28 protein-coding genes are annotated in these 26314 nt (G+C 56.9%); 15 read left to right on the top strand and 13 right to left on the bottom strand.

Annotated elements, in window-relative coordinates; all coding sequences use genetic code 11:
• Positions 1–70: 70 nt before the first annotated feature.
• The 4 genes from modC to EYC95_RS01100 form a co-directional block, all read right to left on the bottom strand.
• Positions 71–1150: a molybdenum ABC transporter ATP-binding protein gene (gene modC, locus EYC95_RS01115; protein ID WP_131058709.1), complete on the bottom strand. Its 1080-nt coding sequence runs from the start codon at positions 1148–1150 to the stop codon at positions 71–73.
• 3 nt (positions 1151–1153) lie between these two features.
• Complete coding sequence (gene modB / locus EYC95_RS01110; RefSeq protein WP_131058708.1) at positions 1154–1834, bottom strand: molybdate ABC transporter permease subunit; 681 nt, start codon at positions 1832–1834, stop codon at positions 1154–1156.
• On the bottom strand, positions 1835–2602 hold the full coding sequence (modA, locus tag EYC95_RS01105; protein ID WP_131058707.1) for a molybdate ABC transporter substrate-binding protein: 768 nt from the start codon (positions 2600–2602) through the stop codon (positions 1835–1837).
• A gap of 178 nt (positions 2603–2780) precedes the next feature.
• Entirely contained in the window at positions 2781–3845 is a 1065-nt protein-coding gene (locus EYC95_RS01100; RefSeq protein ID WP_131058706.1) for a nitronate monooxygenase family protein, read from the bottom strand.
• A 240-nt stretch (positions 3846–4085) separates the two neighbouring features.
• On the opposite strand from EYC95_RS01100, the gene EYC95_RS01095 reads away from it, so the two are divergent.
• A complete protein-coding gene (locus tag EYC95_RS01095; protein ID WP_131058705.1) occupies positions 4086–5069 on the top strand; it encodes an MDR family oxidoreductase in 984 nt (327 codons plus the stop codon).
• Here EYC95_RS01095 and ada read toward each other — a convergent pair whose 3' ends face one another.
• The 6 genes from ada to EYC95_RS01070 all read right to left on the bottom strand — a co-directional run bounded on the left by ada (position 5070) and on the right by EYC95_RS01070 (position 8739).
• Complete coding sequence (gene ada, locus EYC95_RS01090) at positions 5070–6134, bottom strand: bifunctional DNA-binding transcriptional regulator/O6-methylguanine-DNA methyltransferase Ada (protein ID WP_131058704.1); 1065 nt, start codon at positions 6132–6134, stop codon at positions 5070–5072. It abuts the gene before it with no gap.
• An 87-nt stretch (positions 6135–6221) separates the two neighbouring features.
• Complete coding sequence (gene alkB, locus EYC95_RS01085; RefSeq protein ID WP_131058703.1) at positions 6222–6902, bottom strand: DNA oxidative demethylase AlkB; 681 nt, start codon at positions 6900–6902, stop codon at positions 6222–6224.
• Positions 6892–7596, bottom strand: a complete 705-nt coding sequence (locus EYC95_RS01080) for a 2OG-Fe(II) oxygenase (protein ID WP_131058702.1) — start codon at positions 7594–7596, stop codon at positions 6892–6894. Before EYC95_RS01080 ends, alkB begins: the two co-directional genes overlap by 11 nt.
• Positions 7593–8099: a methylated-DNA--[protein]-cysteine S-methyltransferase gene (locus EYC95_RS01075; RefSeq protein WP_131058701.1), complete on the bottom strand. Its 507-nt coding sequence runs from the start codon at positions 8097–8099 to the stop codon at positions 7593–7595. The genes EYC95_RS01080 and EYC95_RS01075 overlap by 4 nt, the downstream gene beginning before the upstream one ends.
• Positions 8100–8230: 131 nt before the next feature.
• Positions 8231–8407: a hypothetical protein gene (locus EYC95_RS30085; RefSeq protein ID WP_165557411.1), complete on the bottom strand. Its 177-nt coding sequence runs from the start codon at positions 8405–8407 to the stop codon at positions 8231–8233.
• A gap of 29 nt (positions 8408–8436) precedes the next feature.
• Positions 8437–8739, bottom strand: coding sequence for a DUF1883 domain-containing protein (locus tag EYC95_RS01070; protein ID WP_007946189.1), 303 nt, complete (start codon positions 8737–8739; stop codon positions 8437–8439).
• A gap of 212 nt (positions 8740–8951) precedes the next feature.
• On the opposite strand from EYC95_RS01070, the gene EYC95_RS01065 reads away from it, so the two are divergent.
• Positions 8952–9308, top strand: coding sequence for a hypothetical protein (locus EYC95_RS01065; protein ID WP_131058700.1), 357 nt, complete (start codon positions 8952–8954; stop codon positions 9306–9308).
• A 72-nt stretch (positions 9309–9380) separates the two neighbouring features.
• On the top strand, positions 9381–9611 hold the full coding sequence (locus EYC95_RS01060; protein ID WP_109631864.1) for a hypothetical protein: 231 nt from the start codon (positions 9381–9383) through the stop codon (positions 9609–9611).
• A gap of 11 nt (positions 9612–9622) precedes the next feature.
• Here EYC95_RS01060 and EYC95_RS01055 read toward each other — a convergent pair whose 3' ends face one another.
• Both EYC95_RS01055 and EYC95_RS01050 read right to left on the bottom strand, forming a co-directional pair.
• A complete protein-coding gene (locus EYC95_RS01055; RefSeq protein ID WP_165557410.1) occupies positions 9623–9904 on the bottom strand; it encodes a hypothetical protein in 282 nt (93 codons plus the stop codon).
• A gap of 145 nt (positions 9905–10049) precedes the next feature.
• Complete coding sequence (locus EYC95_RS01050; RefSeq protein WP_094467303.1) at positions 10050–10238, bottom strand: hypothetical protein; 189 nt, start codon at positions 10236–10238, stop codon at positions 10050–10052.
• 258 nt (positions 10239–10496) lie between these two features.
• Here EYC95_RS01050 and galU point away from each other — a divergent pair, with 258 nt between their 5' ends.
• The 9 genes from galU (at position 10497) to gorA (ending at position 21739) form a co-directional block, all read left to right on the top strand.
• Entirely contained in the window at positions 10497–11336 is an 840-nt protein-coding gene (galU, locus tag EYC95_RS01045) for a UTP--glucose-1-phosphate uridylyltransferase GalU (RefSeq protein WP_010460715.1), read from the top strand.
• Positions 11337–11763: 427 nt separating this feature from the next.
• Complete coding sequence (locus EYC95_RS01040; RefSeq protein ID WP_131058698.1) at positions 11764–13197, top strand: FAD-binding oxidoreductase; 1434 nt, start codon at positions 11764–11766, stop codon at positions 13195–13197.
• A complete protein-coding gene (locus EYC95_RS01035; RefSeq protein WP_131058697.1) occupies positions 13194–14045 on the top strand; it encodes a HemK/PrmC family methyltransferase in 852 nt (283 codons plus the stop codon). The genes EYC95_RS01040 and EYC95_RS01035 overlap by 4 nt, the downstream gene beginning before the upstream one ends.
• Positions 14046–14067: 22 nt before the next feature.
• Entirely contained in the window at positions 14068–15333 is a 1266-nt protein-coding gene (locus EYC95_RS01030) for an aminotransferase class I/II-fold pyridoxal phosphate-dependent enzyme (RefSeq protein ID WP_131058696.1), read from the top strand.
• 48 nt (positions 15334–15381) lie between these two features.
• A complete protein-coding gene (locus tag EYC95_RS01025; protein WP_131058695.1) occupies positions 15382–15717 on the top strand; it encodes a chorismate mutase in 336 nt (111 codons plus the stop codon).
• Positions 15714–17783, top strand: coding sequence for an aminodeoxychorismate synthase component I (gene pabB / locus EYC95_RS01020; protein WP_131058694.1), 2070 nt, complete (start codon positions 15714–15716; stop codon positions 17781–17783). The genes EYC95_RS01025 and pabB overlap by 4 nt, the downstream gene beginning before the upstream one ends.
• Entirely contained in the window at positions 17780–18652 is an 873-nt protein-coding gene (locus EYC95_RS01015; protein ID WP_131058693.1) for a prephenate dehydrogenase dimerization domain-containing protein, read from the top strand. Before pabB ends, EYC95_RS01015 begins: the two co-directional genes overlap by 4 nt.
• Before the next feature lie 91 nt (positions 18653–18743).
• A complete protein-coding gene (locus EYC95_RS01010) occupies positions 18744–20273 on the top strand; it encodes an MFS transporter (protein ID WP_131058692.1) in 1530 nt (509 codons plus the stop codon).
• A 107-nt stretch (positions 20274–20380) separates the two neighbouring features.
• Positions 20381–21739: a glutathione-disulfide reductase gene (gorA, locus tag EYC95_RS01005; protein WP_131058691.1), complete on the top strand. Its 1359-nt coding sequence runs from the start codon at positions 20381–20383 to the stop codon at positions 21737–21739.
• On the opposite strand, the gene EYC95_RS01000 is transcribed toward gorA, so the two are convergent.
• Complete coding sequence (locus tag EYC95_RS01000; RefSeq protein ID WP_131058690.1) at positions 21736–22755, bottom strand: DNA-binding protein; 1020 nt, start codon at positions 22753–22755, stop codon at positions 21736–21738. The genes gorA and EYC95_RS01000 overlap by 4 nt on opposite strands.
• Positions 22756–22933: 178 nt before the next feature.
• On the opposite strand from EYC95_RS01000, the gene EYC95_RS00995 reads away from it, so the two are divergent.
• From EYC95_RS00995 to ahpF, 3 genes are all read left to right on the top strand, one after another.
• Positions 22934–23872, top strand: coding sequence for a site-specific integrase (locus tag EYC95_RS00995; RefSeq protein WP_131058689.1), 939 nt, complete (start codon positions 22934–22936; stop codon positions 23870–23872).
• Between the two features lie 150 nt (positions 23873–24022).
• Positions 24023–24586: an alkyl hydroperoxide reductase subunit C gene (ahpC, locus tag EYC95_RS00990; protein ID WP_010460707.1), complete on the top strand. Its 564-nt coding sequence runs from the start codon at positions 24023–24025 to the stop codon at positions 24584–24586.
• A gap of 136 nt (positions 24587–24722) precedes the next feature.
• On the top strand, positions 24723–26285 hold the full coding sequence (gene ahpF / locus EYC95_RS00985; RefSeq protein ID WP_131058688.1) for an alkyl hydroperoxide reductase subunit F: 1563 nt from the start codon (positions 24723–24725) through the stop codon (positions 26283–26285).
• Positions 26286–26314 lie beyond the last annotated feature (29 nt).

The raw sequence follows: 26314 nt of genomic DNA, 5'->3' as shown, positions 1-26314 counted from the left end.
ATCCTTGGCGATCAAGTCAGGGGGCCTGTACAGCCATTGACCGCGGCCATTCGCCGTGGTGCCGGCGAATTTACGCCAGAACGGCCACCGCTTTGATCTGCGCCCAGAGTTGCTGGCCGGGGTGCACACCCAGTTGATCCCGGGAGTAGCGGGTGATGCGTGCCAGCAGCGGCGTGCCGGCAGCATTCAGGCGGATCAGCACGTGGGCGGCGTTATCGGCGCCAATTTCACTGATCACCGTCACCGGCAAGCGATTGAGAATGCTGCTTTGCTCCACGCCTTGCAGACTCAGGCTGACATCACGTGCCTGGACCTTGCAGCGCAGCGCCTGGCCTTGGGTCATCGGAGCGTGCGCCACGCGAATGCTCAGGTCGGTATCGGGCAGTTGCAACGTCAGCAATTGATAGTGGGAGTCGTAGGCGCTGACCTGTCCTTCAATCACCACGCCGGCATCGTCGCCCAGCGCCAGGGGCAAGTCGAGACGCGCCAGCGTTTCGCCGATAGGGCCGCTGGCCAGCGCCTTGCCGTTGCTGAGCAGGACGATGTGGTCGGCCAGACGGGCAACCTCATCCTGAGAGTGGCTGACGTACAGCACCGGGATGTCGAGTTCATCGTGCAGGCGTTGCAGGTAAGGCAGGATTTCGTTTTTGCGCTGGCTATCCAGCGCCGCCAGCGGTTCGTCCATCAGCAACAGCTTCGGGCTGGTGAGCAGCGCACGCGCGATGCCGATTCGCTGCCGTTCGCCGCCGGAGAGGTGCTGCGGATGACGGTCCAGCAGATGACCAATGCCCAGCAACTCAGTGGCATGCGCCATGTCGACCCGTCGTTGCTGCTTGGGAATGCGCTTCAGGCCGAATTCCAGGTTGGCCAGCACCGACAGATGGGGAAACAGACTCGCTTCCTGGAAGACGTAACCCAGCGCGCGTTTATGCGGGGGAACGAAAATCTTCTTGTCGCTGTCCTGCCAGACTTCATCGTTGACCTGAATAAAGCCCTGTTCGGCCTGTTCCAGACCGGCAATACAGCGCAGGCATGTGGTCTTGCCTGAACCGGAATGACCATAGAGTGCGGTGACCCCACGGCCGGGCAATTGCAGATCCACCTCCAGGGCGAATCCCGAATAACGCAGTTTCAGACGCGTATGAATCATTGATCAGCTCCAGCCCGCTTTGGTTTTACGGCTGGAGTAGAGCGCCAGCAACACGACGAAGGAGAACACCAGCATCGCCCCGGCCAGCCAATGGGCCTGGGCGTATTCCATGGCTTCAACATGATCGTAGATCTGCACCGAGACCACGCGGGTCTTGTCGGGAATGTTGCCGCCGATCATCAGCACTACGCCGAACTCGCCGACAGTGTGGGCAAAACCGAGAATGGCAGCGGTGATGAAGCCGGGTCGAGCCAGCGGCAGGATAACGCTGAAAAACGTGTCCCAGGGATTGGCGCGCAAGGTAGCGGCCACTTCCAGTGGGCGAGTGCCAATGGCGGAAAAAGCGTTTTGCAGTGGCTGAACCACGAACGGCATCGAGTACAGCACCGAGCCTATTACCAGCCCGGCAAAACTGAATGTGAGCGTGCCGAGCCCCAGTGACTGGGTGAAATGGCCGATAAAGCCGTTAGGGCCGAGCGCCAGCAACAAATAAAAACCGATCACCGTGGGTGGCAAGACCAAGGGCAGGGCGACGATCGCCCCGACCGGGCCGCGCAACCAGGATTGGGTGCGCGACAGCCATAACGCAATCGGAGTGCCGATGATCAGCAGGATAACCGTCGTCAGGGACGCCAGTTTCAGGGTCAGCCAGATGGCGGAAAAGTCGGCACTCGTCAGCGACATTTAGAGTTGGTAACCGTAGGATTTGATAACAGCGGCGGCTTTCGGCCCCTTGAGGTAGTCGACCAGCGCCTTGGCAGCCGGGTTGTCCTTGCCCTTGTTGAGGATCACCGCGTCTTGTTTGATCGGGTCGTGCATGTCGGCCGGAACGATCCAGGCCGAACCGCCGGTGACTTTGCCGTCTTTGTAGATCTGCGACAAGGCCACGAAGCCCAGTTCGGCATTGCCAGTGGAAACGAATTGATAGGCCTGGGTGATGTTCTGGCCTTCAACGATCTTGTCTTTGACCTTGTCGGTCAGGTCCAGCTTGGCCAGCACTTGAGTGGCGGCCAGGCCATAAGGTGCGGCCTTCGGGTTGGCGATGGAGAGATGCTTGTAATCGTTGTTTTTCAGCACATCGCCCTTGGCATCAACGTAACCCTCCTTGGCTGACCACAGCGCCAGCGTGCCGATGGCGTAGGTGAAGCGCGACCCCTTGACGGTCTCGCCTTCGGCTTCGAGTTTTTGCGGGGTGGTGTCGTCCGCCGAGAGGAACACTTCGAACGGCGCGCCATTCTTGATCTGGGTGTAGAACTGGCCCGTCGCACCAGACGAAGTGACCAGTTTATGCCCGGTGTCTTTCTCGAAAGCTGCAGCGATGGCCTGAATCGGCGCGGTGAAGTTAGCGGCAACAGCGACCTGGACTTCGTCCGCCTGAGCGGACCCGAAAGCGAACACAGCGAGAAGACTTGCGAGGCAAGTGGGGGCAAAACGTGAGGCACGAATGGTCATGAAACGGCTCCGTTATAGGCAAATGCAACGAGGGGGGAAACGCTATATATCGGAATATATAGCGAAATGCCTGCAAACGGAATGTGTTGGTACTGGGTTTGCGCACGGCCTGTAGCAGCTGCCTTGTGGCGAGGGGATAAATCCCCTCGCCACAAGGCAGCTGCTACAAAAGCGTGCGTTAGCGACGGAGCAACTTGGCCAAACCTTCCTCCGCCAAGCGCCGAGTCAACTCCGCCGTGGTCATTTCAGCGCCCAGCGTGAACGCCTGCCCAGCCCAAAGATTGCTGAAATCCGCTTCGCCCTTGGCGCGCAACGGCATCAACGCACCGCCGGCCAATGGGAAGGCCGGGGCTTTATCGCTCATGGGCCCGAGTTCACGCATCACCCGATTGAGAATCCCCCGCGCCGGGCGGCCGGTGAAAAGGTTGGTCACCGCGGTCTCGCTTTCCTTGGCCGTGCGCAACGCTTTGTGGTGAGACGCGCTGACCTTGGCTTCCGGCGTGAACAGGTAAGCCGTCCCCACCTGCACCGCCGAAGCGCCCAGCAGAAAGGCCGCCGCAACGCCCCGGGCATCACTGATCCCGCCCGCTGCAATCACCGGCACTTTCACCGCATCCACGATTTGCGGCACGAGGGCGAATGTGCCCACCTGGCTGCTCAAGTCATCGCTGAGAAACATCCCGCGATGGCCGCCCGCCTCGTAGCCCATGGCGATGATCGCGTCGCAGCCATGTTGTTCCAGCCAGATGGCTTCTTCGACCGTGGTCGCCGAGGAGAGAATTTTCGCCCCGGTGGCTTTTACTCGATCCAGCAGCGATTTTTCCGGCAGGCCGAAGTGAAAGCTCACGACTTCTGGGTGAAATTCTTCGAGCACTTCGCAGGCGGCGTTATCGAAAGGCGCGCGATTGGACACCAGCGTGGGCGCCTCGAAATCGACACCCAGTTCCCGGTAGTACGGCTCCAGCAAATTCTTCCAGTCCCGAGCGCGTTGCTCATCGGCGGCCGGTGCCTGATGGCAAAAATAGTTGATGTTGAACGGACGCCGGCTGTGTTGACGGATCGTCTTCAGCTCTTCGCGCAACTGTTCGATGCTCAGCATTGCGGCGGGCATCGAGCCCAGGCCGCCGGCGTTACTCGCCGCGATGACCATGGCCGAGCCGGTCGCGCCGGCCATGGGAGCCTGGATGATCGGCAATTCGATGCCGAACAGGTCAAGAATGCGGGTGTCTGGCCATTGGCTCATTTGAATGATTCTCCGACGGGTAGAACCGGTTTTTTACCAGCAATGGCTGCCGCATGGCCAGCCGACTTTTGTATCCGGGACGTTTTCCAGTGTTCCAGAAACGCGAAAAAAAAAGCGTAGCCGCACATCATGGAAACGCTCGGCGCTTTGGCGGATTAGCTTAAAGTCTTGTACGGCGAGATGTTTCTTTGTGGTATTTCAATAGCCCCACCACGTGATTGATTCCATTGAGAGGCAATGATGTTCAAAGGTATTTTGATCGACAAAGACGACAGCGGTTACCGGGCCACACTGCGAGAGATCAATGACGATCAACTGCCTGAGGGCGATGTGACGGTGCGCGTGGCGTACAGCACGCTGAACTTCAAGGATGGCCTGGCGATCACCGGCAGCAGCCCGGTGGTCAGGAAATTCCCGATGGTGCCGGGGATCGATCTGGCCGGTACGGTCGAAGTCAGCGGTCATCCGGACTATAAGGTCGGTGACCAGGTTCTGCTCAATGGCTGGGGCGTGGGCGAAGGCCATTGGGGCGGACTGGCGCAAAAAGCGCGCCTCAATGGCGACTGGCTGATCCCGCTACCCAAGGAATTCACCGCGGCCCAGGCCATGGCAATCGGCACCGCCGGTTACACGGCAATGCTGTGCATCCTGGCGCTGGAACATAACGGCGTAACGCCTGAGCAGGGCGAAGTCCTGGTCACCGGTGCCAATGGCGGTGTAGGCAGTTTCGCCATCGCGCTTTTGAGCAAACTCGGCTATCGAGTCGTGACGTCCACGGGCCGTACCACCGAGCACGATTACCTAAAACAACTGGGTGCCAGCGAGATCATCGATCGCGCCACGCTTTCCGAGCCGGGCAAACCGTTGGCCAAGGAACGCTGGGCAGCGGTGATCGACTCGGTCGGCAGCCACACGTTGGCCAACGCCTGCGCCAGCACCAAGGCCAATGGCACGGTTGCCGCGTGCGGTCTGGCACAAGGCATGGACTTTCCGGCCTCCGTCGCGCCGTTCATTTTGCGCGGCGTGACATTGGCCGGGATCAACAGCGTGACCCAGCCCAAAGCCAAACGGGTACAGGCCTGGAGTCGCCTGGCCAAGGATCTGGACTTCGCGTTGCTGCCGTTGATCAGCCATGAAATCGGCTTGAGCGAAGCCATCGACGCTGCGCCGCGTTTGCTTGCCGGGCAATTGCGCGGGCGGGTTGTGGTCGATGTGAATCGCTGATTAGCGAGTCTCGCGCTCCAACAACTGGCGCTTGCGCTCCACCCCCCAGCGATAGCCCGAAAGGTTGCCGTCGCTGCGCACCACGCGGTGGCACGGAATCGCCACCGCAATACTGTTCGCGCCGCAGGCCTGGGCCACGGCGCGCACGGCTTTGGGAGCGCCGATACGCAGAGCGATATCGGCGTAGCTCGCGGTACTGCCCGCAGGAATCTCCCGCAGCGCCTGCCAGACCCGTTCCTGAAACGCCGTGCCGCGCACGTCCAGCGGTAAATCCAGGCCAATCGCGGGGGCTTCGATAAAACCCACAACCTTGGCAATCAACTGTTCGAACTCGTGATCGGCGCCAATCAGATTGGCGCGCCGAAACTTGTCCTGCAGATCACAGACCAGTTGATGCGGATCATCCCCCAACAGAATCGCGCAAACGCCGCGCTCACTTTGCGCCACCAGAATCGCCCCCAGGGAACACTGGCCGACGGCAAAACGGATGTCGTTGTTCTGGCCCGCCGCGCGGTAATCGCCAGGCTTCATGCCCAGCAACTGATCGGCCGATTCATAGAAGCGACTGTTGGAGTTGAAGCCAGCGTTGTACAGGGCGTCGGTGACCGAGGCGCCATCGGCCAGGCGTTCGCGAACCTTGCGTGATCGATGGGCGCTGGCGTAACCCTTGGGTGTCAGCCCGGTCACGGCTTTGAACACTCGATGAAAGTGGAAGCTGCTCAGGCCCGCAGCGTCTGCCAGTTCGGTCAAAGCAGGTAGATTTTCGGCGGACTCAATGTAACGGCAAGCGGCGGCCACGGTTGCCGCGTGCTGTGCGGCGACGTCGCTTTGATCCTTTGTGGCCCGTTTGCTCGGACGATAACCCGCCGCCTCGGCTTGTTCTTCTGTGTCGAAAAATTCGACATTCTGCGGGTTCGGCAGACGCGCCAGGCTACTGGGGCGGCAATAAATTCCGGTGGTTTTCACGGCATAGACAAACTGCCCGTCGGCGCCGGGATCCCGTGCAACGACGGCGGCCCAGCGAGGATCGTTCTCGGTGGCAAGTTTTGTCGAATGAGTTGTCATGGCTTCATGTCCGTTGGACCGTTTCCTTCAGATTAACCAGCCCGCAAACCCGCTGCACCCCGAGTCTTGCGGTTGAATTCGAGGGCTTCATCCGGCGGTTCGAAAGGTGAAGTTGATCCGTTGTTCGCCCAGGCGCGGGTGATGGCCGTCCTTGATTGGCAAGACGCCGTGATAACGCAAGCGATCAACGCCGCCCCAGACCACGATATCGCCATGTAGCAGCGGTACGCGTTGGCTTTTATCGCTTCGTTCAAAACCGCCGAACAGGAAGATGGCAGGCAACCCAAGCGACACCGAAACGATCGGTGCTGCGTAGGAACCTTCGTCCTTGTCCTGGTGCAATGACATTTTGGCCCTGGGGATATAGCGGTTGATCAGGCAGGAATCCGGAACAAAATCCGCAAATCCTGCTTCCTGTGCCGCCGCCTGTGCCAGTTCGAAAAACACCTGGGGCATTTCGGGCCAGGGTTGCCCGGTCTGTGGGTCGTTGCGCGTGTACTTGTAGCCGCTGCGGTCAGTGGTCCAGCCCCAGGTGCCGCAACTGCTCAAGGCCACCGACATGGTGAAGCCGCCGGGCGTGATCATCTGCCGAAACGGCGCGGCCGTCAGAACCGCTTCCAGTGCGGGCAGCAACTGATCCAGCCGGGGCAGGGCAAAGCCGCGCAAGACGTAGGACTGTTCGCCGATCTGCTCGCGCCTGGGCGCTTGCTCGGGCTCGGCGTCGGCAAACAGATCGAAGGGGATCGGGCTCATGGGGTCATAACGCATCGTGAAAGATGATTCCAAGGGTATGCCGTTTTCCGCTGTGCAGGCGACTCACGCCATGACGCATCGTCACTCGGTAATAGCCGCGAACGCCTCTGACCGGGCGTTGGCTGACCGCAAAGATCAAGCCATCACCTTTTTTCAGGCCGACAACCTGAGGGCGTGACTGCATCCGCGGGCGTTGTTCAGTCAACACAAACTCGCCGCCGGTGAAATCTTCGTCCGGTTCTGACAGAAGAATCGCCACTTGCAGCGGGAACACGTGTTCGCCGTACAGGTCCTGATGCAAGCAGTTGTAGTCCTGCGGGCCATATTGCAGCAATAACGGAGTCGGGCGCTCCTGACCAGCGGCATGGCAGCGTTGCAGAAACGCTTCATGGGTGTCGGGGAAACGGGTCGGCATGTCCATGCATTCGTACCAGCGATTGGCGATCGGCACCAGGCGAGGGTAGAGCGCGCTGCGCAAACGGGCGACCGGTTCAGGCAACGGGTATTTAAAGTACTTGTACTCGCCACGGCCAAAACCGTGACGCGCCATCAGCACTTGAGATCGAAAGGGCGCTGGCTGGGCGTAGAGGGCGCTGAGTTCGTCGCACGCCTCCACGCTTAACAGCGACCTGATGACGGCGCAGCCATCCTGATCGAGCTTTTGTTCCAGGGTTGCCCAGTCCAGCGCGTCGAAGGTTTGCTCGCTCATCGTTGAACCTCACGATCCAGCAACTGCCGTTTGCGCTCCAATCCCCACCGATAACCGCCAAGGCTGCCGTCCTGTCGCAGCACCCGATGGCAAGGCACGACAACGGCCACCGGATTGGCACCACAGGCATTCGCCACCGCCCGAAAAGCGCTGGGCTGACCGAGGCGTTGGGCGATATCGCGGTAACTGGCGGTTTCGCCGACGGGGATTTGCCGCAGGACTTCCCAGACCCGCCGTTGAAATACGCTGGCGGTCAAATCCAGTGGCAGATCGAGCGCGGTGTTCGGGTCTTCGAGGTGGCGCAGTGTTTGCTCCAGGGCCGGCATCAAACCTTCATCGCGCTGCCGGGTGGGTTGGCCAGGGAAACGCCGTGCCAGATCCCGCTCGAGCGTGATCAAGTCGTCACCGAGCAGCAACGCGCACACGCCCTCGGCGCTGAACGCCAGCATCAAGACGCCAAGGCTGGAAGTGCCGCTGATGTAGCGAATCGGGGAAGTAAGCATGTTCTGACTCCTTAACCAAAGGTCGAGGTGGCCAGTCTAGGTAGCGCCAAGGGAGTGAACACTCCGGCGCTTGCGGTCGAACTCAAATCGGGCGCGGAGCATGACGTCCTTGTTGTCGCTCCGGGTCGCGTTTACAGCGCTTTGCTGACACTGATTTCGCTGATGACGTCTTCACTCGTACCATGAATGGCGTCCAGCGCGGCTTTGGCTTCTTCTTCGGTGCCTTTTTCGAGCTGGGCAAATTCGAAGCGGCGTTCGCCGTTGAGTTTGTATTTGATGACGTACTTGGTCGTCTGGGCCACGGTCATACCTGCCTTTCTTGGTGTGGGAAGGTCACTCAGCTCAGTTTCGTGCTGGAGCGACGGATGATCTTGATCGAGTGCGTCAGGGTCGGTTTGCGGGTCACGCTGATCGGCCGGCGGTTGACCGTGTCGATGGTGATGTTCCAGAAACCGGTGCTTGGCGCAGTGATCCGGGCCGGGAAGGTGTCGAAAGCACCGCCGTGATAAGTGTGACGGCCGCCGTTCTTGAAGCTGCGGAAGTTGGCGTCGTTCATCAAGCGGATGTTGCACGTTTGGGAGCACTGGATGACGACGATGTCGTCTTCGTTGAGGTGCTCGCGCTGGTGGATAAATTTCATGAGGCGCCTCCAGAAGGGCTTTTTCTACAAAATCAAAACGATAGCATGGGCGATTGGCGCAGTTTATCAGCCCGAACAGGTTATTATCCGGTCGTCGGGGTTCGCTTTGACAATTAAAAACAGTTATTCGGAATTCTATGAGCGATAAACGCAGTGAGCCTCGGAGAAAATTGGCATTTGTGCTGTCCGAGGGTCTTTATCGGAGGTTTTATATGAAGTGGGGTTCGTTGGTCTTGCCGTTGGCATTGGTAGTGAGTGGTTGTGCGAGTGTCTCGGAGATTAACGAGACGCTGCCTACCATGAACGTGATCTCAGGCAAAAAGCCCAATGAGTACGCGCAATGCCTGGTTGAAAAACTGGCCGACAGTCGTGGTGCCCTGCAAGTGGAGTCGCACAAGGACGGGATGCGCGTGATCGTGCCGGCAAAATTCTCGACGGCCCCGGCAGCCGTGTTCGACATCGAAGATCGCTCGGGTGGCAGCGGTATCAAGCTGCATGAGCGTATGTCCAATGTGCCGGTCCGTCCAAAGGACGTACAGAAAGCCGCCAATGCGTGCATTTCCGGCTGATAGGCTGGCCACCGTTCATACCGATGCCGTCAAAGTCATGCTTTGGCGGCATTGTCATTTCTGGAGTCGAGCATGAAGCGAGAGCAGGTACGGGAACGCCATGCAGAGGGTCTGATCTCTGCCACCCACGTCATTCAAAATCCGGCGAACCCCGGGGAATGGATTGTGTTTTTCAAGAAAAGCGCCGGGCGCAGTTATTTCCTGGTGGATGATAATGACGAGGTCGAATCGTTTGGTCGTCTCGACGATTTGATCGAGACCGTGCGCGGCCTCGGGATCAAATTCGCGGAAATTCACATGTAGGGCAGGGCGTATTACTTGCAGACCACCACGACGCTGCGGTTCTTGAAGTTGCCGACATCGACGCCTAGGGTCTTGTCGCTTTCCTTGGTGGAAGGCGTGCCGTCGGTGCCAACGATCCGGTAGCCGGTGCCGGCGCAAGAGGCATCGGCTTTTTCATAGCACGTAGCCCAGGAGTTGGCTTCGCCGGAGCAATCGATCGCCAGGCCTTGTTCGCCGTTGTTCAGGACCGTCTTTTCGGAAGTGGCGCAGCCGCTCAGGGCCAGGATCGCAATCAGGGGCAAAAATCTGTTCATGTTCATAGTGTCGTCTTCAGCGAGGGGGGGGGCTAGACGCTCTGACAGCGCCAGTGTGAAAAGGTTATAGCGATTGGCCACTTGTTTGCACCCGACCACAAAAAAGCCCTGCTCGATGGCAGGGCTCTGCGAGTGCCGCAGGAGATCAGTCCTGACTCTTGCCGCGTCGCTTCGGCGCGGGAGGTGTGTAGTCGAGCACCGACGCCACTTCAATCGCCATCGCTTCGCTGGGTAACGGCCCGGAAACATCTTCGCCATTGGCGGCGGTAATGTGCCACTGGCCATCTTTTCCTTTGTCGACCGTGTACCCGTTGATGATTTTTGCTACGGTCATCTATCTGTCTCGTTCACTGGTTCAAAGTCGCCATGATACCGGCAAATGCTCGCATCGGGGGACGATAAGCGTATGGTAGTCCAGTTTGCCGGCCTCTTTGAGCTACGCTGATTTGACCGCGCAAAAATGCGGATGGAACTATCCGCGGGAATATTTCTCTATGATGGCATCGGTTAGCCAGCGCGGGGCATTGTAAGGTGCACGCCGCCTGATTAGACTGCGCCGAAACTCGTACACACAGCCCTTTCAAGGACTTATATGATCAAGAAATGCTTGTTCCCAGCAGCCGGTTACGGTACTCGCTTCCTGCCAGCGACTAAAGCCATGCCCAAAGAAATGCTGCCGGTGGTAAACAAGCCACTGATCCAGTACGGCGTCGAAGAAGCACTGGACGCTGGTTTGACTGAAATCTCCATCGTCACCGGCCGTGGTAAACGCGCCCTGGAAGACCACTTCGACATCAGCTACGAGCTGGAAAACCAGATCAAAGGCACCGACAAAGAGAAGTACCTGGTCGGTATTCGCAAGCTGCTCGACAACTGCTCGTTTTCCTACACCCGCCAGACCGAGATGAAAGGCCTGGGCCACGCAATTCTGACCGGTCGCCCACTGATCGGTGACGAACCGTTCGCCGTGGTACTGGCGGATGACTTGTGCGTCAACCTCGAAGGCGACGGCGTACTGACCCAGATGGTCAAGCTGTACAAGCAGTTCCGCTGCTCAATCGTTGCCATCCAGGAGGTCGATCCGCAAGAAACTCACAAGTACGGCGTTATTGCCGGTGAGATGATCCGCGACGACATCTACCGCGTTCACAGCATGGTCGAGAAGCCAAAGCCAGAAGATGCACCGTCTAACCTGGCGATTATCGGCCGTTACATCCTGACCCCGGACATCTTCGACCTGATCGAACAAACCGAGCCAGGCAAGGGTGGTGAAATCCAGATCACCGACGCCCTGATGAAACAAGCCCAAAACGGCTGCGTCATGGCCTACAAGTTCAAAGGCAAGCGGTTCGACTGCGGTGGCGCTGAAGGCTACATCGATGCGACCAACTTCTGCTTCGAGAACTTCTACAAGACTGGCAAGGCTTACTGATAGCGCTTGACCCGGTTGTAGGTTCGTCACACGGGCCAAATCGTGTGACGCCAAAAAACAAACGCCCCGACTTGCTCGGGGCGTTTGCGTTTGTGCAAAAAGGAAAATTATTTTCAATTTTTTCTATCTAAGGGCAGTCGCCGCTAATTGCTAGTTCTTCCTCGATAATTTGTAACTTGAAATTTTATTTGATTATTTTGCGCCAAGTTTTTTGATCTCAGTAACGAGAGTTAACCGATTAGTTAGTGCCAGTGTTTGTTGGTCTGCGTTGCGTTTTGGTCGGCTGAATGTGTGAAAGTATTTCAAAGATACAATATGAAACACATGCTCTGTTGAACAGCAATGTAACGAAATTATAGAAATGTTTTGTTTTTAAAAGGTGGGAATTCAATTCTCTTAGGTCGTATGTATATCTTGAGGTCAAGACATGGAGTTCGACGTCATTGTTGTAGGTGCTGGCGCTGTTGGCGGTTCAATCGCGTATGAGTTGTCATCGCGAGGTTTAAATGTCTGTCGGGTCGGTGAAACGGATCGTGCAAACGCAGCGTCAAGGGCTGCCGGTGCAATGAACGGATGTTTTGGTGAAGTCACCAGCGGATTACTGGCAAGCGACTTTGGCCGACTGAAGCTGGATATGGATCGACAGGCCCAGCAATTATGGCCAAGTTGGGCAGAGCGTCTGGCTACTTCTTCTGGCAACGCGACATCCCTGTTCACCGCGATGGGGACTCATGTTCTGCTCAATACGGCGGGCATGGACGAAGTTGACAGCGTCAACTACGACACCATCGAAAACACCCTGAGTGAGTACGGTGAACCGTACGAAGTCATTGATCCACGCAAGATGGAGTGGATCAAGCCCAATCATCTCGTTCGTCCTCTGCGAGGGTTGTACATACCGAACGAACATTCAGTGAATTCCCATCTGTTGCTGGAAAAACTAGATGCTGCTTTTGTCGCTGAAGGGGGCACTCTGAAAAATGAGAATGCCCTGCGAGTACTGGCTGAGGGTGGTGTAGCTACGGGCGTAGAGTTGAGCAGTGGGGAGGTGCTCTGGGCCCGGAAAGTGATTGTCGCCGCAGGCGTCCATTCTCTGGATCTGCTGAGCGATTTCGACGATGTGGTAAAGAAGATTCCACCGTTGTTCAGTGGCTATGGCGTGTCCATCCTGGTGAAAATGCCTGAAGGGAGCGAGCTGCCTAGCTCAGTCATTCGCACCCCGAACCGTGCGTTTGCCTGTGGCCTGCACTGTGTCCCTCGTGGCGATGGGATTTTATACCTAGGCGCGACCAATATTATCTCCGAGCAGCCGAAGAAATATGCACTGATTTCGGACGTGCAGTTCTTGCTTGATTGCGCAGTTGATCAGTTGAGTCTGGATCTGCATGGCGCCGACGTCATTTCTATCCAGGTCGGTAACAGGCCGATCCCCGCAGACGGTTTCCCATTGATTGGTGAGTGCGGCATAGAGGGGCTCTGGCTCGCAACAGGCACTTATCGGGACGGGTTACATCAGTCTCCACTATTGGCAGGCTATATAGCTGATTGCTTGACCGGCCTGAAACATATCGGTCTTGATCTCAGTCCTTTTACGCCGGTGCGCGCTCCGCTGACCGGATTTACTCGAGAAAACACTGTAAAAGAAACCGTGCAGCAAATGTTTGCCACGGGCTATGAGTATCGCTGGGATATAAAACCTTATTGGTTTCCGCTGTTGGATGAGGGGTTGTCGCGCAACTATCAACAGTTGATAGATGGTTTGCACCCGACGTTTACTCCGCCACCGGAATTAGTGGCGTTCTCTTATCTGTACGAGTCAATCCTGAATAGACTTTCTCAGTATTATCGGGAGTGGTCATGAGTCTTACTGATCGCGATTACCTCGCTATTAATCAGGCGCGAGCTATGTTGCAAGAGTCCGGAGTCTGGAGTCTCGAAGATGACTTAAATTGCCTTGTGGATCGCTTTATCGAGCGGGCGGATAAGGGGCGAGCGCTGGAAGAGTTCATGTTGGCCGTCCAGGAGCGATGCAACCGAATTCCGCTCGGGCATATCGTCGGTACGGTCGACTTTGACGATATGCCACTGGTCGTCGGTAGCGGGGTATTTATTCCGCGTCCCCACAGCAGGGTCATTCACAAATGGATCGAGAGCAGTGCAGAGCTGCGGCCGGGCTCAAAGGTGCTGGATCTGTGTGCGGGCAGTGGCGCGATCGGTCTGGCGATTGCGCGACGCAGGCCTGATCTCAACGTCACTTGTGTAGAGTTTGATCCGATAGCCGTTCAGTACCTCAAGCGCAACATCGATCGACTTTCCTGTAAGGGCGTACAGGCTAGTCACTTGCAGGCAGATATTCGCGACGAACAGGCGTTTGCGCATTTCGCTCATCAGATCGACCTGATTGTTGCTAACCCTCCCTACGTTCCGCAGGCTCAGGAGCTGTTGCCTGAATGGGGTGAGCACCATCCTCAAGCGTCTGTTTACTCCGGGGCCGATGGTCTTGAGCTGATCAGGCAGATTATTTCTCTCGCCGATCAGATGCTCGTTCGCGATGGATGGTTGGTCATGGAACACGGCGAAGACCAGGCCGAAGCGGTGCGAGAACTGTTCAGGCGCAATGACTTGACTGACATACAAACAGTGATCGACAAGGACGAGTCCGATGCGTCGGGCAGCTCGGTAATGACAATTGGCCGCAAACCTCAATGATTTCTGGACGGGAGCTTTAGCAATGGATGTGCGAGTCAAGCAAGACTGGATGAGCATTCGCCGTGACAACACCACCGGTGCTCTGACAACCGCTTATGAGGAAGGGCTGACAGGTTTTACCGTTGCGAGTCGTGTAGGCAAGCAGATCGCCCTGCAGGAAGGAGGTGTGTACACCGAATTTGTGTCCTGCTCGTATTTGGGGTTGGAAACCCATCCTGCACTGATCGATGCTGCGCATCGGGCTCTCGACACTTGCGGACTGCATCTGTCTTCTTCTCGAAGTGCGATGCGCCCAGTTTACCTGCCGCAACTGGAGGACCTGCTAGGCCAAGTTTATAGAGGTAGCGCGGTTGCAGTGTTCACCTCCACCAGCAGTGTTCATCTAGGTGTTTTGCCCTTGCTGGGCAGTGGATCACTGCCAGGTTATCCCGTTAGAAAGAGAGTGCATTGGCTGATGGATAAAACCGCCCATGCTTCGATGCAGGTTCTAAGGGGGATTCTGGAGCAGTTCGGGTCTGTTTCCAGGGTCGAGTCGACGGACTCGGAGTCGATGGCCGTTACGCTGAAAGAGTGCTCGAATAGGGGTGAAACCCCAGTGCTCTTGATTGACGGCATTGGCTCGATGAGTGGCTTGGTGCCCATCGCCGAGCTTTCCCAGCAGTTGGAGTCTGCGCAGGGATATCTGTATGTAGACGATGCGCACGGTATTTCGATTGTCGGCCGACATGGCGCGGGTTATGCGTTTTCTGCGGTAGATCATTCGTTGCCGGCAAACGTCATTTTGGCCGGGTCACTTTCCAAAGCCTTTGGCGGCGCGGGTGGTTTTGTTGTGGTGTCGGATCCACAGGATGTAGGGATCATTCAGACGTCGGCGAATCCTTTGATATTCGGCCACTCGATTATGTTGCCGATGCTCGCGGCGAACGTTGCCTCTGCGCAAATTCATCTCAGTGAAGAAATTGATGTGCTGCAACGGCGCCTCTGGAAAAACGTCAGCCTTTTAGACGCGGTTACCGACAACCAGCTGCTTAACGCAGGTATCCAGTCGCCAGTCCGGGGAGCCTTCTTTGAAACGGAGGAAGCCGGATTGCAGGCTGCGAGAGCCCTGCGCGACCAAGGCATGCTGCTGTTCCCGGTTTTCTATCCAATCATCGCCAAAGGCAAGGCAATGCTGCGTTTTGCAGTTTCGGCCGACCACAGTGAACAAGACATCAGGTTGTTAGGGGCTGCCCTGCAAGCGTTGTCGAGAAACGGGACATGGACACCCACTATCAGTGAGCCGGCTTAAGTCTGACTATCGAATACCTTGCAGAAATTGGCTAATGGAGATGCATGAATGCAACAACATGGACAGTTAACACAGGCAGGATCGTCAAACATTTTGCAACCGCTGCGAGAAAGGCTCGACTCGATAAATCTGCAGGTTGTCGATCTGCTTTCGGAGCGTATGAAGGTGTGCATGGGCATTGCCGAGCTTAAAGCCGCACATGGTATTGCCATGATGCAGCCCGGGAGAGTTTCCTATGTGCTGGAAATGATTAAGGAAAGATCACAGGCTTCAGGGCTAAGGCCGGAATACACCGAGTCGATATTCAAGCTGATTATTGCGGAGACCTGTAGCCAGGAAGACCTGTTGATCAATCAGCGTCTGAGTCGGGGCCTTTCCTCATGAAGATACTGCTGATTGATAACTTCGACTCCTTTACCCAGAACATTGCTCAATATCTGTTCGAGGTCACCGGGGTGTGCGCAGACATCGTTAAAAACTCTGTTTCGTACAGTGAACTCGGCATCGAAAAGTATGACGCAGTGGTGCTGTCGCCCGGGCCGGGACATCCCGCTGAAGAGGACGATTTCGGTGTCTGTGGCAACGTCATTTTGCATTCTCCTGTGCCAATACTCGGCATCTGCCTGGGGCATCAGGGCATTGCGCAATTTCTTGGCGGGTCAGTGGGGCATGCTCCCAGCCCTGTGCATGGCTATCGCAGCCGCATCACGCATTCAGGCAGAGGGCTTTTCCGCGACTTGCCAGAGCAGTTCGAGGTGGTCAGATACCACTCGTTGATGTGCACGAGCCTGCCGGCAGAGCTTCAATGTACGGCCTGGACGTCCGAAGGTGTGGTTATGGCAATCGAGCACGTTGCCAGACCGATCTGGGGCGTTCAATTCCACCCGGAGTCCATCGATTCGGAATATGGGCATGCGTTGCTGAGCAACTTCATACGCATGGCACTTGAACACAATGTGAGTGTGAGAAGCCGACTGGAGTCGGGTGCAGAGTGCGCATCGTCAAAAAGCGCCTATGTAGCAGTGGGCGGCGAGCTGAACATGCAACTCGCCTACCGTGAACTCCCCAAAGACCTGGATCCTCAGGCGGTATTTTCATCTCTTTATGCAGGCGACCGCTTCGCTTTCTGGCTCGACAGCGAAAAGTCGGAAAGACCGAATGCGCGTTACTCGATCATGGGCAGTGGGGTGACTCATGGAGCCATCAGGTTTGAGTACGATGTCACTGATGAATGCCTGACGCTTGAAGGACCGAAGGGCACAAAAAGCATCAAAGGTGACTTCTTTACTCTGCTTGCACAGATCTTCGAAGCGGTTCAGGTCGCAACTCCACAGTACTTGCCGTTCGGTTTCAAGGGCGGTTTCGTCGGTTACCTGGGGTATGAGTTAAAAGGATTGACCGGAGGGCATAAGGCATATCGGTCGGGTTATCCGGATGCGGCATTCATGTTCGCACCGCATTTTTTGGTCTTTGATCATCAGGAAGCTAAAGCTTATCAGTGCATGATCACTGCCACCGGAGAAGCGGCCGTTTGGTCGTCTCTACCCGACGTTACTGAGCTTGAAGATAAGCCCACGCTACATGACAGAGTCTTTGTTCCAGGTGCTGTAGATCAATTGAGCTTATCGCTTGAAGATGGGCCGGATGAGTACATCACCAAGATCAACCGGTCTCTGAAGTACATTACTGATGGGGAGTCTTATGAGATTTGCCTGACCAACCGGGCAAAAATGACGTACGACGGTGCGCCGTTGAGTGCATACAAGCGGATGCGTCGGGCCAGTCCGGTACCTTATGGTGCCTATCTTTCATTTGCGCAGTTCTCGGTGCTCAGTGCATCGCCGGAGACTTTTCTCAGGATCGATGACAGCGGAATGATCGAGTCCCGGCCGATCAAAGGAACGAGGCCGCGCAGCAAGCAGATTTCTGAAGACCAGATGCTGCGCGATGAGCTTCTGGTTTCAGCCAAGGACAGAGCCGAGAACCTGATGATCGTCGATCTGGTCCGTCATGATTTGAATCAGGTGTGTCGTCCGGGGAGCGTACATGTTCCCCAGATTTTCTCGGTCGAGAGTTTCTCGTCGGTACATCAACTTGTTTCCACCGTTCGCGGGCACCTTCGCTCTGAAGTGGCAACGCTTGAGGCCATTCGCGCCTGTTTTCCAGGTGGCTCCATGACCGGGGCACCCAAGAAGCGCACGATGGAAATTATTGACGTATTGGAATCCTCGGCACGAGGTATCTATTCTGGCGCTTTGGGTTGGTTATCTTTCAGTGGTGCGGCAGAGCTGAGTATTGTCATACGCACAGCTGTTCTCCAGGACGGCGAGGCGACGTTTGGCATCGGCGGCGCGATCGTTGCGCACTCTGATCCTCAGCAGGAACTTGAAGAGACATTGGTGAAGGCAAGCGTGCCTTATTACAGTTTTGTCGCAGGGAGCGAAGCATGATGGGTAACACGGTAGTCGTGTTGGGCGGAGCGGGGCTGGTGGGGTCCCTCATCACCCGCATACTTGTCCAATACGGATGTAATGTCCGTGTTGTGGATCGCAGGCCTCCAGAGCAGCAATGTAGTTTTCATGAGGTCGATGTCACCAGCCCGTTCAGCAATACCGGACACATTTTTCAAGGGGCGACGGCGATTGTTTTTGCTCTGCCGGAAAGTGTCGCGATTCGGGCAATCCCGTGGGTGCTTGGGGCTGTTTCGGACAAGACTGTATTTATTCCGACCTGCTCTGTTCAAGAGCCGTTTTACCGAGCATTGAAGAATGCTTCATCCCGCCAGCCTTTTGTCGGGATCAACCCTATGTTTTCGCCCAAGCTTTCTGTTCAAGGACGTACCGTTGCTGTTTGCCTGGACGAGGAGGATTCACCTTCAACCTTTATCGAGCAATACCTGCTCGGTGCAGGAATGAAGATTAAGCGAATGACGCCTGTTGCCCACGACGAGCTGATGGCTCTTTGTCAGGCATTGCCTCATGCCGCCATTCTCGGCTTCGGCCTGGCGCTGGCGAAGTGCTCACTGGATCTTGAAAGCGCACTCGAAGTGATGCCGCCGCCAATGCGCACGATGATGGCGTTATTGTCTCGCGTTCTGGTGAATCCGCCTGAAGTCTATTGGGATATTCAGCTGGAGAACGACCACTCCTTCAAACAGCGCGAGGCACTGGCGGAAGGAATGAAGCGTTTGACGGAGAGTGTTCGCAGCCAGGATTACGACGGGTTTCGCAGTGATCTCCAAGGTGTTTCAAATGCATTGGGCCGCCGTTTAAATTCGGGGGCAGTCGATTGTCAGCATGTGTTTTCACTGTTGAACTGATCCATACACGCCAGGGAAGTGCGTAGGAAAATGATTCGCGGGGACATGAAAAATGCCCCGTGGAATTATCTCTGTATAAGGAGCTTTATTCATGGCTTTAACAATTGAGGCTGCCCGCCGCAAAGCTGCTTCAAGACGCTGGTTCGGCCTCGGCGTGTTGATGTTGCCAGTGCTGCTGGTAACGGTTGATAACACCGTGCTTGGTTTCGCATTACCTAAAATCGCGGAAGCCTTGCGTCCGACTGCCAGCCAACAACTGTGGATGATCGACGCCTATTCGTTGGTTCTTGCGGGGCTGTTGGTGTCGATGGGTAGCCTGGGTGATCGGGTCGGGCACCGTAAGTTGTTGCTTATCGGGTCGCTCGGTTTTGCTGTGGTATCGGTGTTGACCGCGTACTCCGAGACGGCCATGCAGCTGATTATTGGGCGGGCTTGTATGGGGATTTTCGGTGCGATGCTGATGCCTTCCACATTGGCATTGATACGTTCGGTATTTGAGGATCGAGAAGAGCGCAGGCTGGCGATTGCGATCTGGGCAACGACGTTGACCGTCGGTTCGGCACTGGGGCCTTTGGTGGGTGGGGTGTTGCTGCAGTTCTTTGATTGGGGCGCGATTTTTCTGTTGGCGGTACCAGTCCTGATTCCGTTGTTGGTATTGGGGCCGCTATTGCTCCCGGAATCGGAGCGTGATGCGTCGGGTCCGCTGGATCCGATCAGCATTCTCCAGTCGATGGTCGCACTGGGTGGCATCATTTACGGTATCAAACATGGCGCCAGTGAGGGTGTTGACGGGGTCGTGCTGGGCACTTTTTTGGTCGGTGCATTGGCGGGCTGGATGTTCGTGCGGCGGCAGTTGCGTCTTCCTGTACCCCTGATGGATATGACCCTGTTTCGCAACGGCACCTTCAGCGGGTCTGTTCTGATCAACCTGATGAGTCTTGCGTTCCTAGTCGGCTTCGTTTTCTTCACCACTCAGTTCTTGCAGATTGTCCTTCAGATGTCGCCCTTGAGTGCGAGTCTGGCGTTGGTGCCGGGGCAAATCATGGCGATCGTGGTCGGGATGGCGGTCGTGCCGGTCGCGCAGCGGGTACCCGTGCATGTGTTGATACCGATTCTGATGGCCTTTGCCGGCGCGGCGTTTTTGCTGGTGGCCAGCTTGGGCAGCAGCCTCGCGGTGTTGGTAGCGGCGTTCGCCTTGCTGAACATCGGAGTAGGCGCTATCGCGACGGTTTCCAATGACGTGATCTTGTCGGCAGCGCCGCCGGCAAAGGCGGGCGCCGCTTCCGCCATTAGTGAAACCGCTTATGAAGTAGGCGTGGTGCTGGGAACGACCGTGCTTGGCGGTCTGGTCACAGCCTACTACCGCGCAGGTCTGCAGCTTCCGGCGTTTTTGAGCGACATTCAGACGACGCTGGCAAGTGAGACGCTGTCTGGTGCTCATCATGTGGCCTTAGGTCTGGCGGGTGATGAGGCACAACAGTTGATGCAGCAGGCAGGAGGTGCATTTGAAGGTGGAATCGCTTTAGTTTCGTGGGTCGCTTTTGGCCTGGCGTTCATGGCGATTCTGATCGCCTGGCGCACGCTGCGGTTACCAAAAGCTCAGTCGGCAGAATGTCATTGATCGAAAGCGTAAGGCTGGGACGCTTGGTGTTGTCCATCTGCATATCGGCAGATGCTTGCTCAATAAGCGTCTGCAGGTATGCTGGTTGCCTGCCGAGGAGATTGAAAATGGCCTACGATTTTGACCTTTATGTGATTGGCGCCGGTTCCGGCGGTGTGCGAGCTGCGCGTTTTGCTGCCGGTTATGGCGCGAAAGTGGCGGTGGCCGAAAGCCGTTACCTGGGCGGTACGTGTGTGAACGTCGGCTGCGTGCCGAAGAAGTTGCTGGTCTATGGCGCGCACTTCGCCGAAGACTTCGAGCAGGCTTCGGGCTTTGGTTGGACACTGGGCGAAGCGAAGTTTGATTGGGCAACGCTGATCGCCAACAAGGATCGCGAGATCAATCGACTGAACGGTATTTACCGCAACCTGCTGGTCAACAGCGGTGTAACCCTGCATGAAGGTCATGCCAAAATCGTCGACCCGAACACGGTCGAGATCAATGGTGAGCGCTACACCGCCAAGAACATCCTGATTGCTACCGGTGGCTGGCCGCAGATCCCGGAGATTCCGGGGCACGAGCACGCGATCAGTTCCAACCAGGCGTTCTTCCTAAAAGAACTGCCGAAGCGCGTTGTGGTTGTGGGCGGTGGTTACATCGCTGTCGAATTTGCCGGGATCTTCCACGGGGTGGGTGCCGAGACCACATTGTTGTATCGCGGTGAGTTGTTCCTGCGCGGCTTCGACGGTGCAGTGCGCAAGCATTTGCAGGAAGAGCTGACCAAGCGCGGCATGAACCTGCAGTTCAACGCCGACATCGAGCGCATCGACAAGCAGTCCGATGGCGGCCTGAAGGTGACGCTCAAGGACGGTCGCGAGCTGGAGGCGGATTGTGTGTTCTACGCCACCGGTCGCCGTCCGATGCTCGACAATCTCGGGCTGGAAAACACCGGCGTCAAACTCGACAAGAAAGGTTTCGTCGAGGTCGATGACCAATATCAGACCGCAGAGCCGTCGATCCTGGCGCTTGGCGATGTGATCGGCCGTGTTCAGCTGACCCCCGTCGCCCTGGCTGAAGGCATGGCTGTGGCGCGTCGTTTGTTCAAGCCTGAGCAGTATCGCCCGGTGGATTACAAGATGATCCCGACCGCCGTGTTCAGCCTGCCGAACATTGGCACTGTCGGCTTGAGCGAGGAAGAGGCGCGCGAAGCCGGCCACGACGTGCAGATTTTCGAAAGCCGTTTCCGCCCGATGAAGCTGACCCTGACCGAATGCCAGGAGCGCACGCTGATGAAGCTTGTCGTCGATGCCAAGACCGACAAGGTTCTGGGCTGCCACATGGTCGGGCCGGATGCCGGCGAGATCGTTCAGGGGCTGGCAATTGCCTTGAAGGCTGGCGCGACCAAGCGCGACTTCGACGAAACCATCGGCGTGCATCCTACTGCCGCCGAAGAGTTCGTCACCATGCGTACGCCGGTTGCCGGTTAATCGCTCTTTTCGCTCTCTGATGCGTCTGGTGCTGTTGCAATGACAGCCGCCAGGCGCAGGCTTTCATCGAGGCTCGCCTGAGTCTTGAGCAATTCCATCTCCAGCATTTTGTTTATCTGCGACTGCTCGTCGACGTTCTGCTTGAGCGACTGACTTTCCAGCAGGGCGGCGCGCAAGCGTTCCTGGAGGAGGGTGCGTTCGCTGTCGATGCGGTTGACCTGCTCCAGCAGTTGATCCTGACGGCCGTTAGTGTGTTTCAGTTGCTCCTGCAATAGCCCCAGCTCTCGCAGCGTTCCGCGGTTCTCGGTGAGCAGGCGCTCGTTGTCGCGGTGCAATTGAGTAATCTCATCCTGACGCACCAATGCGCTTTGCTGGGCTTGGCGCAGTTCCATCTGAATTTGCTGCACCTGGCCTTCGTGGCGACTTTGCTCCTGCTCGCGTTGTTCCTTGACGGCGTTGCGGTAGTGTTCCAGGGCATCGCGCGTGTGCAGGTGCTTTTCTTCCAATGAGCGGATCTGCTCATCCTTGTCTTGCAAGCGCAGTTCGAAATCGGCCAGCGCCTGGTTCAGTCCGGCGTTGCGGGTTTGCTCGGTCTGCAGCATGGAGCGGGTTTCTTGCAGGGCCTCGGACTCTTGAGTCAGTGCCAGGCTTTGAATCTCGTATTGCTGGTGCAATTCAGTATTGGCTTGCCGGGCTTCGGTCAGCTGGATTTCCAACTCTTTTCGTTGCTGATCGAACTGCGCGCGTGCCTGGTCGATGGGTTCTTGCGCCTGCTCCTTGAGGCGTTGCGCCAAGCGCGAAACCAGCCCTGCCAGCTCATCATCGATGGGCTCTGAAGGCGTTTCGGTGCGTTCGCTGCCGTCATCCAGCTCCTTCAGGTAGCGGTGGATGGTGGTTTTCGAGCCGGTATTGCCCATTTCGATCCGTACTGCATCGATGCTGGGGTTTTCGCCACGGGCGAGGATTGCCAAGCGTGCCGCCTGCACCACTGCTTTATTTACGCCGCCACGAGCCATGTGTTCTCCTACGATTTCGTACTGTGGTACATGCCACCAAGGTACGCAGTGTACCATCTTGTTTGAGAAGATAAAAATTGTGAGTTATTGATACGGGATATACTGGTATTACCCCGTGTGATACGCCGTGCGGCAGGTTTTATCCCGCGAAAGCGGTACGTTTTAGAGAATTGAGCCCATGACTGATCTGGATCGCTACCTGCAAGCCGCCACCCGCGACAACACTCGTCGCAGCTACCGGGCGGCCATCGAGCACTTCGAAGTCAGTTGGGGTGGTTTCCTGCCTGCAACGAGCGACAGCGTGGCGCGTTATCTCGTGGCCCATGCGGGCGTGCTGTCGATCAATACGTTGAAACTGCGGTTGTCGGCGTTGGCGCAGTGGCATAACAGCCAGGGTTTTGCCGATCCCACCAAGTCGCCGGTGGTGCGCAAGGTCTTCAAGGGCATACGGGCGCTGCACCCGGCTCAGGAGAAACAGGCCGAGCCTTTGCAGCTTCAGCATCTGGAGCAGGTGGTTGCCTGGCTGGAACAGGAGGCGAAAACCGCCAAGGCGCACAATGATCAGCCGGGTTTGCTTCGCGCCAGACGCGACACCGCGCTGATCTTGCTGGGTTTTTGGCGTGGCTTTCGCAGTGATGAGTTGTGCCGCGTACAGATCGAACACGTGCGGGCGAGCGCCGGTTCAGGCATCACCCTTTACCTGCCGCGCAGCAAGAGCGATCGCGAGAACCTCGGCAAGACTTACCAGACCCCGGCCTTGCAGCGACTCTGCCCGGTGAACGCCTACATCCAGTGGATCACCGAAGCCGCGCTGGTCCGCGGACCGGTGTTCCGCGGTATCGACCGTTGGGGCCATTTGAGTGAGGAGGGCTTGCACGCTAACAGCATCATCCCCTTGCTGCGCCAGGCCCTGGAGCGTGCCGGCATTTCAGCTGACCACTACACCAGCCATTCCCTGCGACGCGGTTTTGCCAGTTGGGCCCATCAGAGCGGTTGGGATTTGAAATCGTTGATGAATTATGTGGGCTGGAAGGATGTGAAGTCGGCCATGCGCTATGTTGAAGCCAGCCCGTTTGTCGGGATGGCCCGAGTCGCTGAAAAGCCATTTGCGCGCTAGATACCGTTTTCTTCTATTAATACTGTCCGCTAATAGCGAAAACCAATCAGCAGCATGAGCTTTGCCAATGAGCCAAGCGGTGATCGAGTGGGTAGGATTCACCCCATCAACTTCTCAACCGAACTTTTCAACCCTGACGGAGAGTCATCGATGCCTATCATCAACAGCCAAGTTAAACCGTTCAAAGCAGACGCCTTTAAAAATGGCGACTTCGTAAAAGTGTCGGACGCTGACCTGAAAGGCAAGTGGTCTGTCGTGTTCTTCTACCCAGCCGACTTCACCTTCGTTTGCCCGACCGAACTGGAAGACCTGGCTGACAACTACGACGCGTTCCAGAAACTGGGCGTCGAGATCTACAGCGTTTCCACCGACACCCACTTTGCCCACGCTGCCTGGCACAACACTTCGCCAGCCATCGGCAAAATCCAGTACACCATGATCGGCGATCCTACTCACGCCATCTCCCGCAACTTCGACGTGCTGATCGAAGACGCTGGCCTGGCTGACCGTGGCACCTTTGTGATCAACCCTGAAGGCCAGATCAAAATCGTTGAACTGAACGATGGCGGCGTTGGCCGTGACGCTTCCGAGCTGCTGCGCAAAATCAAGGCTGCTCAATACGTCGCTGCTCACCCAGGCCAGGTTTGCCCAGCCAAGTGGAAAGAAGGCGAGGCCACTCTGGCGCCGTCCCTGGACCTGGTCGGCAAGATCTAAGTCTGTGAAAGCATCATCAGGGCGGGTTTCCGCACCTAAGTAAGCTGCTACCGCCCTCAAAAACGCCCGGGCGAGATTCGCTCGGGCGTTTTTTTATGTCTACGTCTCTTCACCAAACTGCATGGAAATCGCCCGTATGTTGGACGCCAATCTTAAAGCCCAGTTGAAATCGTACCTGGAACGGGTCACCCAGCCGATCGAGATCGTTGCCTCCCTTGACGACGGTGCGAAATCCCAGGAAATGCTCGCATTACTCAAAGACGTTGCCAGTCTTTCTACCCAAATTACCTTGCTCGATAACGGTGACGATGCACGCAAACCATCGTTCTCGATCAACCGCCCGGGTGCCGATATCGGCCTGCGTTTCGCCGGCATCCCGATGGGCCATGAATTCACTTCGTTGGTGCTGGCATTGCTGCAAGTCGGCGGCCACCCATCGAAAGCCAGCGTTGAAGTGATCGAACAGATCCGTTCGCTCAAAGGCGAGTTCAGCTTCGAGACTTATTTCTCGCTGTCCTGCCAGAACTGCCCGGACGTGGTCCAGGCGCTTAACTTGATGGCGGTACTGAACCCGAACATCCGCCACGTCGCCATCGACGGCGCGCTGTTCCAGGCTGAAGTCGATGATCGTCAGATCATGGCCGTGCCAAGCATTTACCTGAATGGCGTTAACTTCGGTCAGGGCCGCATGGGCCTGGAAGAAATCCTCGCCAAGATCGACACCAGCGGCATCGAGCGTCAAGCCGAGAAGATCAGCGCCAAGGACGCCTTTGACGTATTGGTCGTCGGTGGTGGTCCAGCGGGTGCTTCGGCCGCGATCTACGCTGCTCGTAAAGGCATTCGCACCGGTGTGGCGGCTGAACGTTTTGGTGGCCAGGTCCTCGACACCTTGGCCATCGAGAACTTCATCTCCGTGCAGGAAACCGAAGGGCCGAAACTGGCGGTGGCGCTGGAAGAACACGTCAAGCAATACGACGTCGACATCATGAACCTGCAGCGCGTTGACAAGTTGGTGCCGGGTAAAAGTGGCGAGCTGCACGAAATCCACTTCGCCAGCGGCGCGACCCTGAAAGCGAAGACAGTGATTCTCGCGACCGGTGCGAGGTGGCGTGAAATGAACGTCCCGGGCGAGCAGCAATACCGCAACAAAGGCGTGGCGTACTGTCCGCACTGTGACGGTCCGCTGTTCAAGGGCAAGCGCGTGGCGGTGATTGGCGGCGGTAACTCCGGTGTCGAAGCGGCCATCGACCTGGCGGGCATCGTGTCACACGTCACCTTGCTGGAGTTTGACGTGCAGCTGCGTGCCGATGCGGTGTTGCAGCGCAAGTTGCACAGCCTGCCGAACGTCACCGTGATCACTAGCGCGCAAACCACTGAAGTGTTGGGCGATGGTCAGAAGGTTAACGGCTTGCGTTACAAAGATCGCCAGTCTGATGAACTGCGTACCGTGGAACTGGAAGGGATCTTCGTGCAGATCGGTTTGCTGCCCAACACCGACTGGCTCAAAGGCACCATCGACCTGTCGCCTCGCGGCGAGATCATCGTCGATGCCCGCGGTGAAACGTCGATGCCGGGCGTATTCGCTGCCGGTGATGTCACCACCGTGCCGTACAAGCAGATCGTGATTGCGGTGGGCGAGGGCGCCAAGGCTTCGCTGAGCGCATTCGATCACCTGATCCGCACCTCCGCGCCGGCATAAACGTCGTCGCTGAAAACACAAAAACCCCA

This window comes from Pseudomonas sp. BGI-2 (assembly GCF_004310295.1).
GTDB lineage: Bacteria > Pseudomonadota > Gammaproteobacteria > Pseudomonadales > Pseudomonadaceae > Aquipseudomonas.
Note: the sequence above shows the minus strand (reverse complement) of the source record. Positions and strands in the feature narration are given on the sequence as shown.

Excerpts from the sequence above, each read along its gene's own strand:
- modC (WP_131058709.1), bottom strand. The coding sequence starts at position 1,150 with ATGATTCATACGCGTCTGAAACTGCGTTATTCGGGATTCGCCCTGGAG.
- modB (WP_131058708.1), bottom strand. The coding sequence starts at position 1,834 with ATGTCGCTGACGAGTGCCGACTTTTCCGCCATCTGGCTGACCCTGAAA.
- modA (WP_131058707.1), bottom strand. The coding sequence starts at position 2,602 with ATGACCATTCGTGCCTCACGTTTTGCCCCCACTTGCCTCGCAAGTCTT.
- EYC95_RS01100 (WP_131058706.1), bottom strand. The coding sequence starts at position 3,845 with ATGAGCCAATGGCCAGACACCCGCATTCTTGACCTGTTCGGCATCGAA.
- EYC95_RS01095 (WP_131058705.1), top strand. The coding sequence starts at position 4,086 with ATGTTCAAAGGTATTTTGATCGACAAAGACGACAGCGGTTACCGGGCC.
- ada (WP_131058704.1), bottom strand. The coding sequence starts at position 6,134 with ATGACAACTCATTCGACAAAACTTGCCACCGAGAACGATCCTCGCTGG.
- alkB (WP_131058703.1), bottom strand. The coding sequence starts at position 6,902 with ATGCGTTATGACCCCATGAGCCCGATCCCCTTCGATCTGTTTGCCGAC.
- EYC95_RS01080 (WP_131058702.1), bottom strand. The coding sequence starts at position 7,596 with ATGAGCGAGCAAACCTTCGACGCGCTGGACTGGGCAACCCTGGAACAA.
- EYC95_RS01075 (WP_131058701.1), bottom strand. The coding sequence starts at position 8,099 with ATGCTTACTTCCCCGATTCGCTACATCAGCGGCACTTCCAGCCTTGGC.
- EYC95_RS30085 (WP_165557411.1), bottom strand. The coding sequence starts at position 8,407 with ATGACCGTGGCCCAGACGACCAAGTACGTCATCAAATACAAACTCAAC.
- EYC95_RS01070 (WP_007946189.1), bottom strand. The coding sequence starts at position 8,739 with ATGAAATTTATCCACCAGCGCGAGCACCTCAACGAAGACGACATCGTC.
- EYC95_RS01065 (WP_131058700.1), top strand. The coding sequence starts at position 8,952 with ATGAAGTGGGGTTCGTTGGTCTTGCCGTTGGCATTGGTAGTGAGTGGT.
- EYC95_RS01060 (WP_109631864.1), top strand. The coding sequence starts at position 9,381 with ATGAAGCGAGAGCAGGTACGGGAACGCCATGCAGAGGGTCTGATCTCT.
- EYC95_RS01055 (WP_165557410.1), bottom strand. The coding sequence starts at position 9,904 with ATGAACAGATTTTTGCCCCTGATTGCGATCCTGGCCCTGAGCGGCTGC.
- EYC95_RS01050 (WP_094467303.1), bottom strand. The coding sequence starts at position 10,238 with ATGACCGTAGCAAAAATCATCAACGGGTACACGGTCGACAAAGGAAAA.
- galU (WP_010460715.1), top strand. The coding sequence starts at position 10,497 with ATGATCAAGAAATGCTTGTTCCCAGCAGCCGGTTACGGTACTCGCTTC.
- EYC95_RS01040 (WP_131058698.1), top strand. The coding sequence starts at position 11,764 with ATGGAGTTCGACGTCATTGTTGTAGGTGCTGGCGCTGTTGGCGGTTCA.
- EYC95_RS01035 (WP_131058697.1), top strand. The coding sequence starts at position 13,194 with ATGAGTCTTACTGATCGCGATTACCTCGCTATTAATCAGGCGCGAGCT.
- EYC95_RS01030 (WP_131058696.1), top strand. The coding sequence starts at position 14,068 with ATGGATGTGCGAGTCAAGCAAGACTGGATGAGCATTCGCCGTGACAAC.
- EYC95_RS01025 (WP_131058695.1), top strand. The coding sequence starts at position 15,382 with ATGCAACAACATGGACAGTTAACACAGGCAGGATCGTCAAACATTTTG.
- pabB (WP_131058694.1), top strand. The coding sequence starts at position 15,714 with ATGAAGATACTGCTGATTGATAACTTCGACTCCTTTACCCAGAACATT.
- EYC95_RS01015 (WP_131058693.1), top strand. The coding sequence starts at position 17,780 with ATGATGGGTAACACGGTAGTCGTGTTGGGCGGAGCGGGGCTGGTGGGG.
- EYC95_RS01010 (WP_131058692.1), top strand. The coding sequence starts at position 18,744 with ATGGCTTTAACAATTGAGGCTGCCCGCCGCAAAGCTGCTTCAAGACGC.
- gorA (WP_131058691.1), top strand. The coding sequence starts at position 20,381 with ATGGCCTACGATTTTGACCTTTATGTGATTGGCGCCGGTTCCGGCGGT.
- EYC95_RS01000 (WP_131058690.1), bottom strand. The coding sequence starts at position 22,755 with ATGGCTCGTGGCGGCGTAAATAAAGCAGTGGTGCAGGCGGCACGCTTG.
- EYC95_RS00995 (WP_131058689.1), top strand. The coding sequence starts at position 22,934 with ATGACTGATCTGGATCGCTACCTGCAAGCCGCCACCCGCGACAACACT.
- ahpC (WP_010460707.1), top strand. The coding sequence starts at position 24,023 with ATGCCTATCATCAACAGCCAAGTTAAACCGTTCAAAGCAGACGCCTTT.
- ahpF (WP_131058688.1), top strand. The coding sequence starts at position 24,723 with ATGTTGGACGCCAATCTTAAAGCCCAGTTGAAATCGTACCTGGAACGG.